The organism is Sphingobacterium sp. 18053 (assembly GCF_902706145.1).
Lineage (GTDB): Bacteria > Bacteroidota > Bacteroidia > Sphingobacteriales > Sphingobacteriaceae > Sphingobacterium > Sphingobacterium paramultivorum.
Genome location: NZ_CACSJW010000007.1, coordinates 215360 through 226964, shown reverse-complemented (window position 1 = coordinate 226964; position 11605 = coordinate 215360). Strand labels below are relative to the sequence as shown.

The window sequence follows — 11605 nt, the reverse complement described above, 5'->3', positions numbered from 1 at the left end:
GGGTAGTGGCTCCTTTAACCATGGGAGTTAATTTTTTACATTCACAAATAAATAGTATAAAGTGCTAAATATGAGAACTATCTCATCCGTTTTGGGAAGCCTTGCGAGGGTGGTGTCAACGAGTTTGATGCTATTATTTGCCGTTACGACGTTGCATGCGCAAGATGTCAAGGAAGGTGAAAAAATCTTCAAATCTAAGTGTACATCCTGTCACGCCATTGACAGAAAAGTGGTTGGTCCTGCTTTAAAGGGGATTCCAGAGACGAAAGACGAAGCTTGGTTAATCAAGTGGGTCAAGAACTCTCAGGCTTTAATTGCGTCTGGCGATGCTGATGCAGTTAAAATCTTCGAAGAGAACAACAAGCTTGTGATGACTTCTTTTACTGATTTATCTGACGATCAGATCAAGTCGGTATTAGCGTATATCACAGATGCTTCTAAGGAGAAACCGAAAGATCCAAACAAAGATGGTGCCGCTGCTAAAGATGATAACGCATCTATGTTCATGATTTTGGGCTTGATCGCAGTTGTTGTTTTGGCTGTAGTGGTTATCGTGGTGTTGAATCGTGTGATCCGTACCTTAGAAAATGTTATTGCTAAAAACCAAGAAGCTATTGCTGCGCAACAAGAGCCAGAAGATAGCCAACGTTTTGTGAAGTTTGCGAAAGCATTCGTTAAAAACAAGAAGTTGGTTGGCTTTACAGTCTTGATGTTGGTTGCATTATTAGCTGTAGGTGGTTGGAAGACCATGTGGAACGTTGGTGTTCACCAAGGCTATCAGCCGGTTCAACCAATTAAGTTCTCTCATCAAATCCACGCTGGTGTTAACAAAATTGAGTGTCAATACTGTCACGGTGGAGCATTTAAATCTAAAAATGCGTCTATTCCATCGGCCAACGTATGTATGAACTGTCACAATACAATCACTGCTTCAGAGCATTATGATGGTGAAATTTCTCCGGAAATTGCTAAAATCTATCGTGCATTGGATTGGAATCCTGATACGCGTACTTACGGTAACAATCCGAAACCAATTCAATGGGTTCGTATTCACAACTTACCTGACTTTGCTTACTTCAACCACTCACAACACGTTGTGGTAGCTGGTGTTGAGTGTCAAACTTGTCACGGTCCAATCCAAAATATGGAAGAAGTATACCAATACTCTCCATTGACGATGAAATGGTGTGTTGATTGTCACAAAAAGACAGATATCAAATCGGACAATAAATACTATGAAGATTTGATTAAAGCACACGAAAGAATTAAGAAAGGTGAGAAAATGACTGCAGCCATGATCGGTGGTCTTGAGTGTGGTAAGTGTCACTATTAATAATTATTTGAAATACGCAATCTTATATACAGCTTAAATGGATAGCAATAAAAAATATTGGAAAGGTTTGGAAGAGTTAAATCAAACTCCTGCTTTCGTTGAAGGAAGCAAGGGTGAGTTTGCCGAATCTATTCCTGTAGAAGATGTATTAAACGAAGCTGGCTTGAGTACTAAAACTCCTCGCCGTGACTTCTTGAAAGCATTAGGATTTGGTTTGGGTGCTGTTTCTTTAGCGGCTTGTAACCGTACTCCTGTGCATAAGGCAGTTCCTTATTTGATTAAACCTGAAGAGGTAACTCCAGGTATCCCTAACTATTATGCTTCGACGTTCAACGGTCAAAGTATCTTGGTTAAAACTCGTGAAGGTCGTCCGATCAATGTTGAGCCTAACCCGAATGCAATTGGTTTGAACCAAGGTTTGGATTCAACAACTGCTGCTTCTGTATTGGATTTATATGATGAGTCCAAATTGAAACAGGCACAATTGAAAGGTCAAGATGTTGAGTGGTCTAAATTGGATGGGGAAGTTGTTAAAGCTTTGAATGCAGCAGCATCTTCTGGTAAACAAATTACGATCGTTTCTAACACCGTAAACAGTCCTTCGACGTTGGCGGCTATCGCTGCTTTTGCAACGAAATTCCCAACAGTTAACCATGTACAATACGATGCTGTTTCTTACAGCGGTATTATTGAGGCGAATAAAGCTTCATTTGGTAAAGCTGTTGTACCTTCATATAATTTTGAAAAAGCAAATGTGATTGTTTCAGTTGCAGCTGATTTCTTAGGAACTTGGTTAGCAGGTGAGGAGCATACACAACAATACGCTAAAAACCGTGATTATAAATCGTTGAAAAACGGAAAAATGTCACGTCACGTGCAATTTGAGTCTGGTCTTTCCATGACTGGTACAAATGCGGATGCACGTATTGCAATCAAACCTTCGGAAGAAGGAGCTACATTGGTTGCTTTATATAATGCGATCACTGGTCAGTCTTTGGCTGGTGCTACTGCAAACAAAAAGGCACAAAAAGGTGTCGCTCTAGCGGCGAAAGAATTGGTAAACAACAAAGGCGCAGCAGTTGTTGTTGCTGGTTCTAACGATGTCAATGTACAGGTATTAGTTAATGCAATCAACGTTGCATTAGGTGCTTACGGTACAATCATCGATTTGGATAACTATTCTAAACAATACCAAGGTTCGGATTCTTCGTTCCAAGCTTTCTTAGCAGCAGCGAAATCAGGTCAAGTTGGTGTTGCATTCTTCTTGAATAGCAACCCGGTGTATGACTACTTCAAAGCAGATGATGTAAAAGCAGCGTTGAAACAAGTTCCTTTCACCTTATCATTTTCGCAACGTGCGGATGAAACAGCTTCTGAATTGACAGCGATTGCTCCAGCAAGTACGTTCTTGGAATCTTGGGGTGATGCGAATCCAAAAGAAGGTTTGTTCTCTATCGTTCAACCAACAATCAATCCTGTTTTCAAAACACGTCAAGTTGAACAAAGCTTGTTGACTTGGGCAGGAAATGATACAGATATGTACAACTTCGTTAAGAACTTGTGGTCTACACAAATCTTAGCGGGTTCTACGAAAAACTGGGATGCTATATTGCAAACTGGTTTTGAATATAAAGGTGCTAAAGCGGCAACAGCTCCTGCATTTACAGGAAATGCTGCAGCAGCAGCTTCGGCAATTGAAGCATCAAGCAAAGCAATTACCGGTGAGTTTGAGTTGAAACTTTACGAGCCTTCTGCACTTCGCGATGGTCGTTATGGAAACAATGCTTACTTGCAGGAATTGCCTGACCCGGTTTCTAAAGTAACTTGGGATAACTATGCTGCTCTTAACCCGAAAGATGCTGAGAAATTAGGTTTGGGTGAAGATGGTAAAGTAACTGTAAAAGCAAATGGTGTTGAATTGGAATTGCCAGTTGTACAACAACCAGGTCAAGCACAAGGAACAGTTTCAGTTGCTGTAGGTTACGGCCGTACAAAAGTTGGTAAAGCAGGTAATGAAGTTGGTAAAAACGCATTCCCTTTTGCTTCTATCATCAATGGTACAGTACAAGGTGTTGCTAAAGCAACTGTAGCGAAAGCGTCTGGTACTTACCAATTGGCACAAACACAAACACACCACACGATCGAGGGTCGTAACGTTATCCGTGAAACGACATTTGCGAATTATTTGAAAGATCCTAACTCTGAGGCAGGACGTTTTTCAGATAATCACAAAACATACGATTTGTGGAACAAATATGAGCAACCTGGTCACAAATGGGTGATGGCGATCGACTTGAACGCATGTACAGGTTGTGGTGCTTGTATCGTTGCTTGTAACGTTGAAAATAATATTCCTGTTGTAGGTCGTGATGAGGTTCGCCGTCGTCGTGAAATGCACTGGTTACGTATTGACCGTTACTATACGATCGAAGGAAAAGATCAAGATCTTACAAAAGAGAAAGAAATTGCAAGAGCTTCGGCTGATTTAGATTTCGAAGATATCACTGTTGTTCACCAACCGATGTTGTGTCAACACTGTGGTCACGCACCTTGTGAAACGGTTTGTCCAGTATTGGCGACAGTACACTCTTCAGAAGGTTTGAACCATATGGCATATAACCGTTGTTTTGGTACACGTTACTGTGCGAACAACTGTCCTTTCAAAGTTCGTCGTTTCAACTGGTTTGCATACTGGAATGATTCACGTTTTGACAACTACTTGAACAATGAGTTCACACAATTGGTATTGAATCCAGATGTTGTTACTCGTTCACGTGGGGTAATGGAGAAATGTTCAATGTGTATCCAACGTATTCAAGCAGGTAAATTGCAAGCTAAGATTCAAAATCGCAAAGTTAAAGATGGCGATATCCAAATGGCTTGTCAACAAGCATGTTCTGCAAATGCAATCATCTTTGGAGATGCAAATGATCCAGAATCAGAAGTATCTAAAGCATTACGCAACGAGCGTGTTTATTACGTACTTGAGGAAATCAATGTTCAACCGGGTATCGGTTATATGACAAAAGTTAGAAACACTTTTGAGGCGTAATCTTGTACAATATTTGAAATAAAAATACTATGTCATCGCATAACGAATCAATATTAAGAGAACCATTAATGACCGGTAAGGACATTACGTATGCAAAAATTACGGATGATATCTTACTACCGGTTGAAAATAAACCGAATAAAGCATGGTGGATTGGTTTTACCGTTGCTGTATTAGGTGCTTTATTATGGGTAGTTAGCGTTAGTTATACCTTTTGGACAGGTATCGGCGCTTGGGGTCTGAATAAAACTGTAGGCTGGGCTTGGGATATCACCGACTTCGTATGGTGGGTAGGTATCGGTCACGCGGGTACGTTGATTTCAGCTGTATTATTAATCTTCCGCCAGAACTGGCGTAATTCAATCAACCGTTCTGCAGAGGCGATGACGATCTTTGCGGTAATCTGTGCGGCTACATACGTTGTAGCTCACATGGGTCGTCCTTGGTTGGCTTATTGGATTTTCCCACTTCCAAATCAATTTGGATCACTTTGGGTAAACTTCAACTCTCCTTTGGTATGGGATGCGTTTGCGATCTCAACTTACTTTACAGTATCCTTGGTATTCTGGTACTGTGGTTTGTTGCCGGATATCGCGACAATTCGTGACCGTGCTACTGGATTAAAACAAAAAATCTATTCTGTATTATCATTCGGATGGAATGGTTCAGTTAAGACTTGGCAACGTTTTGAAATCGTGTCATTGATCTTGGCAGGTATTTCTACTCCGCTGGTACTTTCTGTACACACGATCGTATCCATGGACTTTGCAACTTCGGTTATTCCTGGATGGCATACGACGATCTTCCCTCCATATTTCGTGGCGGGTGCGATCTTCTCTGGTTTCGCGATGGTACAGACTTTATTGTTGATCTTACGTAAAGTAATGAACTTTGAGAACTACATCACGATGTTCCACATTGAGTCGATGAATATCATTATCATGACGACAGGTTCTATCGTGGGTGTAGCTTATTTGACTGAGTTGTTTATCGCAATGTACTCTCGTTCAGAATACGAAATGTATGCTTTCGAGAACCGTATGTTGGGTCCGTACGCTTGGGCTTACTGGTCAATGATGACTTGTAACGTAATTTCTCCACAGTTATTCTGGTTCAAAAAAATCCGTACAAGTATTCCAATCTCATGGATCTTATCGATTGTTGTAAACATCGGTATGTGGTTTGAGCGTTTTGTAATTATCGTGACTTCATTGCACCGTGATTACTTGCCTTCATCTTGGGCAATGTTCTACCCAACTTGGACAGACGTAGGTATCTTTGTAGGTTCAATTGGATTATTCTTTACGTTATTCTTATTGTTCTTACGTTTCTTACCGGGTATCGCTATCGCCGAAGTGAAATTGTTGTTGAAATCATCTTCATTACAACATAAAACTAAATTGGCTCAAGAAGGCGCATTCCCTGAGGAACAAGTTAAGTACTTCCAAGAGTCATTAGAGAAATATGATTCAGTGACAGAAGAAGAGATTAAAGAATTATCAGTTAGAAAATAATCAGCAATGAGCAATACAAAATATATAATAGGTAGTTTTGCGGATCCCGATGAAATGATGCATGGGATCGACAAATTGCAAGCAAATAATATAAGTATTTACGACTGCTTTACTCCGATGCCTATTCACGGCATCGAAGCGAAGTTAGGTGTGAAACCTTCTCGCTTGCCTATCGCAGCATTTTGCTTTGGAGCATTAGGAACGACATTGGGTTTTAGTTTGTTGTATTATACAATGGCATACGATTGGCCGATGAATATCGGTGGTAAACCATCATTTGGTATGCCAAACTTTGTTCCGGTTACATTTGAGGTTACTATCTTATTGTGTGCCTTGGGTATGGTTGCTACGTTTTTCTTCCGTAACCACTTATTTCCAGGACGTGCACCTCGTGTAATGGACTTGAGAGCAACAGATGATCGTTTCATCCTTGCAGTAGATGCCAATGAAAATACAGATCACGCTTTGATCGATAGCTTATTGAAAGAAGCTGGCGCTGTTGAAGTTAAGTACAATGATAGAAAATATGTTAGCTATGAATAAGAAGAATTTACTTGGAACGCTATGCGCAGCTGTGGCATTGACAGCACTTGTTTCTTCTTGTGGTGACAAAACAACTCGTAGTACAGGTTTAGAGTTTTCTCGTAACATGTACGATCCGCTTGCTTTCAATCCGGATCAACCTAATGCGAATTTTGCTGATGGAAAAACAGCACAGGCACCTCCTAAAGGTACAGATCCAATTGGTTTCACTCGTTTTGAGTACGCCAATACATTAGAGGATTATGAACGCGCAGGAAGAGAAGCAAAAAGTCCTTTGGTCGTAAATGCCGAGAATCTTGAAAAAGGTAAAGCTTTGTTCACAACTTATTGCTCTATATGCCATGGAGTAGAAGGTAAAGGTGATGGTCCTATCACGAAAGATCGTAGCGTGACTGATTCAAGGGGCACTCGTCAATTAGAGAACTTTCCTCCGCCACCATCTTATCATAGAACAGATGCGGCGAGCTCTTCAAGAGGTGGTTTGATGGCTGACTTGACTGATGGTAAAATTTACCATACAATTTATTACGGACACAACTCCATGGGATCACATGCATCTCAATTGTCTCCAGAGGAGAGATGGAAAGTTGTTATGTATGTTCACGAATTACAAAAGAAATAATCTAACATCAGATATATAAATGGGAACTCACAGTCATCATCACGATTATAATTTCAACGAGCGATACGAGTTTGCTGGCAAAGCTAAAATGTTCAGTATTGTCGCTGTTGTACTAGGCGTAGCTGCTGTAGCTTTCGGGTTGCTTTCGGGCGATCACGTTACTGTAGAGCGTACTTATGCCAACTTGTTATTGATGGGTTATTACTTTACATGTGTATGCGCAGCTGGAACATTCTTTGTTGCCTTGCAATATGTAACACAATCTGCATGGTCTGCAGGTTTGGTACGTATACCTCAGGCTATGGCGGGTGTTTTACCAATTGCTTCATTGATTTTATTGGTTATTGTAGGTTTAGGTTTAACCACACATAACTTATATCATCACTGGAATGCAGACGGTATCACTGATCCGCATAGTACAAATTTTGACCCTATTATCGCAGGTAAATCTGCTTATTTAAATGTTCCATTCTTCTTGATCCGTCAGGTCGTATTTATGGGTACATATAGCATTTTTGCCGTTATTTTTGCGAAACTTTCTTATAAAGAAGATTTGGAAGGCGGATTGACTTCTTATAAAAAGTCATTCAAATTGTCGGCGATCTTCTTAGTTATCTTCGGTTTTACTACACCTATCTGGTCTTTCGATACAATAATGTCTTTAGAGGCACACTGGTTTTCGACAATGTTCGGTTGGTATAACTTTGCAGCAATGTGGGTAAGCGGTATTTCATGTATCACGATCATCGTTGTTGTATTGAAGAAAGCTGGTTATATGAACTGGGTAAACGAAAATCATTTACACGATTTGGGTAAATTGATGTTCGGTTTCTCCATCTTTTGGACTTACGTTTGGTTTGCACAATTCATGTTGATTTGGTATTCAAATATTCCAGAGGAAACAGTTTATTTCTACAAACGTTGGGAACCTGAATACAAACCTTGGTTTTGGTTGAGTATTATCATTAACTTTGTGGCACCATTGTTACTATTAGTGGATCGCGATGCAAAACGTAAACAAAACGTGATGTTGTTCGTAGCGATTCTATTATTGGCTGGTCACTGGCTAGATTATTATATCATGATCATGCCTGGTACTGTTGCTGAACATAGAGGATTTGGTATCATTGAAATCGGAACTGCACTTGGTTTCTTAGGTTTGTTCATCTTTTTAGTGATGAGTAAATTGAGCAAACAAGCATTGGTGCCTAAAAATCATCCTTTCTTGGATGAGAGTTTGCATCACCAGATATAGTTTCACTTTTAAAGGAAGGTTACGTAAAAACGTTATAAAAGAAATGAGCTTTAAATTAAATAATAGATTCAAATCCATCTCGGGTTTTGTGCTTGCACTAGGATTGCTTTTTGCGACTCCTATCCTTGCAAGTCAACAAGATACAGTAGCATCTGATTCTGCTAAAGCGGCGACTACAGCAGTAGCTGCCCCTGCAGCAACGGATTCGGTTGCAAAAGATACAACAGCGGCAGCAGGTACTGCTGCTGTTGCATCTGCTAGTTCTTCTACTGAAGCTAGTGCTGCTGCTCCTGCTGTTGAAGAAGTGAAGCAAATAGACCCTCAGGTTTATAAAAACTTCACATATTATGTCTTGTTATTCTTGGTTATATGTACAGTTGTTGCCGTTATCGGTAAAGTACTTTCGATCTATGAATTGACAAGAAAGATGAACGGTAAATACAATCCGTTTGCGAATAACACGTTTCAATCTGCATTGTTATTCATTTTCTTGGTTGTATTCCTTTACGGTGTATATTGGTCATATGTACACTGGGGAGCCGCTTATTGGAGATCGGCAGTAACTGAGCACGGTGAGCGTATTGATACAATGTTTATCATTACCACAGCAATTACAACATTTGTATTGGTTATCACACACATCTTGTTGATGACATTTACATTCTTGTACCGCATGCGTGCAAAACGCCAAGCTTATTATTACCCACATAATAATGCGATCGAGAAATTATGGACAATCGTTCCTGCTGTTGTTTTGACAGTATTGGTATTGTTCGGTTTCTTTACATGGAGATCAATCACAAATATTCCTGAGGATCTTCAAAAATCAGCATTACAAATTGAAGTACTGGGCGAGCAGTTCCAATGGAATGTACGTTATGCTGGTTCGGACGGTATTATTGGTAAACGTAATTATAAAATGACTACGCCAACGAACCCGTACGGTATTGACTTTAATGATAAAAATTCTTGGGATGATATTCAAGGATCTGAAATCTGGTTACCTGTAAATAAACCTGTACGTTTCCATATCGTTTCAAAAGATATTATTCACTCTTTCTTTATTCCAGATTTCCGTGTTCAAATCAATGCGGTACCGGGGATGACCAACTATTTCCAATTCACACCTACTGTAACAACAGAAGAGATGCGTGATCGTTTGGGTGATTATAATTATGACTTTGTGATGTTGTGTAACAAGATCTGTGGATCTGGTCACTACAATATGCAAAAGAAAGTGGTTGTCGTAACTGAGGAAAAATATAAAGAATGGTTAGCTAAGCAAAACAAATATTTTACTGAGGATTTGCAAAAAGAGTTCAGCGGTAAAACAGCTAACGTAAAAAAGGATAGCGTACAAGTTACAGCATCTTTGAACTAATTAAGAATTTTTGAATATAAAATCGAATATGTCAAGTACAGTAATATCGCATAGCGCTGAACATCACGATTCGCACGGCCATCATCACGAGGAGTCGTTCATCAGAAAGTATATCTTCTCGGGTGACCACAAGATGATTGCTAAGCAATTCTTGATCACTGGTATCATCATGGCAGTTTTTGCGATGCTTTTATCAGTATTATTCCGTATCCAATTAGCATGGCCGGATAAAGAGTTCCCTATATTAGAAGTATTCTTGGGTAAATGGGCTGAAGGTGGTCGTATAAAACCGGAGTTTTTCCTTTCCTTGGTAACCATTCACGGTACCGTTATGGTATTCTTCGTGTTAACGGCTGGTCTATCAGGTACTTTTAGTAACTTATTGATTCCATATCAAATCGGAGCACGCGATATGGCATCTCCTTTTATGAACATGTTATCTTACTGGTTGTTCTTTGTAGCATCAGTGATTATGGTTGCATCGTTCTTTGTAGAAAGTGGACCTGCTTCTGCTGGTTGGACGATCTACCCGCCACTATCGGCTGTACCTACAGCAATCGCTGGATCTGCAACAGGTATGACGTTGTGGTTGGTGAGTATGGTTCTATTTGTTGCTTCACAGTTGATCGGTGGTATTAACTATGTAAGTACAATTTTGAACATGCGTACAAAAGGAATGGACTTATGGAAAATGCCTTTGACAATCTGGGCGTTCTTCTTAACTGCTATCGTGGGTATGTTGTCATTCCCAGTATTGGTTTCGGCGGTTGTTCTTTTGATTTTTGACCGTGCTGCTGGTACGTCATTCTATTTGTCGGATCTTGTTGTTCAAGGACAAATTTTACCTAACGAAGGTGGTTCTCCAATTTTGTTCCAACACTTGTTCTGGTTCTTAGGTCACCCTGAGGTATATATCGTTGTTATGCCTGCTTTAGGTTTAACTTCTGAGGTTATTGCAACCAACTCACGTAAACCAATCTTTGGTTACCACGCGATGGTTTATTCGTTGATCGGTATCACCGTATTATCGTTTATCGTATGGGGTCACCACATGTTTGTAACAGGTATGAACCCGTTCTTGGGTGGTGTATTTATGATTACAACATTGATTATCGCGGTTCCTTCTGCTGTAAAAGCGTTTAACTATCTTGCAACGTTGTGGAAAGGTAATATCCGTTTCACTCCAGCGATGATGTTTGCTATCGGTTTGGTATCATTCTTTATCTCTGGTGGTTTGACAGGATTGTTCTTAGGTAATGCGGCTTTAGATATCAACTTACACGATACCTATTTTGTTGTTGCCCACTTCCACTTGGTAATGGGATCGGCGTCAATCTTCGGTATGCTTTGTGGTGTTTACCACTGGTATCCTAAGATGTTCGGTCGTATGATGAACACAAAATTGGGTTATTTACACTTCTGGTTGACTTTCGTTGGTGCTTACATGGTATTCTTCCCAATGCACTTTATGGGTATCGATGGTGTGCCTCGCCGTTACTATGCATTTACTGAGTTTGCTTTCATGGCGAAATGGGTTTCTGTAAACAAATTGGTAACTTGGGCTGCAATCATCGCCGCTTTAGGTCAGATAGCTTTCTTGTGGAACTTCTTTACATCGATTTTCTTCGGTAAAAAAGCACCACAAAACCCTTGGCAGTCAAACACGTTGGAATGGACTACTCCGGTAGAGCATATCCATGGTAACTGGCCAGGAGAGATTCCAACTGTACACCGTTGGCCTTACGATTACAGTAAGCCAGGTCATGGTGAGGATTTTATTCCTCAAAGTGTTCCTTTCTCTGAAACAATGAGCTCTAATTTGCCTCATGATTTCGAAGGAGACGAGGAAGCTGAGCGTATCCAGGCAGAATGGAATGCTCAAAATGGTAGAAAAGACTAATAAAA

Annotated in this window: 8 protein-coding genes; all 8 read left to right on the top strand. The window is 40.2% G+C overall.

Annotation, left to right across the window (positions count from 1 at the left end):
• The first annotated feature begins 70 nt into the window (after positions 1–70).
• The 8 genes from GVK91_RS17915 to GVK91_RS17880 are packed head-to-tail and all read left to right on the top strand — an operon-like array spanning position 71 to position 11600.
• Positions 71–1333, top strand: coding sequence for a cytochrome c3 family protein (locus tag GVK91_RS17915; RefSeq protein ID WP_159730576.1), 1263 nt, complete (start codon positions 71–73; stop codon positions 1331–1333).
• 37 nt (positions 1334–1370) lie between these two features.
• Complete coding sequence (locus tag GVK91_RS17910) at positions 1371–4385, top strand: TAT-variant-translocated molybdopterin oxidoreductase (protein ID WP_153846061.1); 3015 nt, start codon at positions 1371–1373, stop codon at positions 4383–4385.
• Positions 4386–4414: 29 nt separating this feature from the next.
• The gene (nrfD, locus tag GVK91_RS17905) at positions 4415–5899 is read left to right on the top strand and encodes an NrfD/PsrC family molybdoenzyme membrane anchor subunit (RefSeq protein ID WP_046674137.1); all 1485 of its coding nucleotides are present in this window, start codon (positions 4415–4417) and stop codon (positions 5897–5899) included.
• A 6-nt stretch (positions 5900–5905) separates the two neighbouring features.
• The gene (locus GVK91_RS17900; RefSeq protein WP_153846060.1) at positions 5906–6442 is read left to right on the top strand and encodes a DUF3341 domain-containing protein; all 537 of its coding nucleotides are present in this window, start codon (positions 5906–5908) and stop codon (positions 6440–6442) included.
• Positions 6414–7064, top strand: a complete 651-nt coding sequence (locus GVK91_RS17895; protein WP_088160228.1) for a cytochrome c — start codon at positions 6414–6416, stop codon at positions 7062–7064. The genes GVK91_RS17900 and GVK91_RS17895 overlap by 29 nt, the downstream gene beginning before the upstream one ends.
• A 19-nt stretch (positions 7065–7083) precedes the next feature.
• Positions 7084–8319: a quinol:cytochrome C oxidoreductase gene (locus GVK91_RS17890; protein WP_153846059.1), complete on the top strand. Its 1236-nt coding sequence runs from the start codon at positions 7084–7086 to the stop codon at positions 8317–8319.
• Positions 8320–8362: 43 nt separating this feature from the next.
• On the top strand, positions 8363–9700 hold the full coding sequence (locus GVK91_RS17885) for a cytochrome c oxidase subunit II (protein WP_153846058.1): 1338 nt from the start codon (positions 8363–8365) through the stop codon (positions 9698–9700).
• A 28-nt stretch (positions 9701–9728) separates the two neighbouring features.
• Entirely contained in the window at positions 9729–11600 is a 1872-nt protein-coding gene (locus GVK91_RS17880) for a cbb3-type cytochrome c oxidase subunit I (protein ID WP_182330148.1), read from the top strand.
• Positions 11601–11605 lie beyond the last annotated feature (5 nt).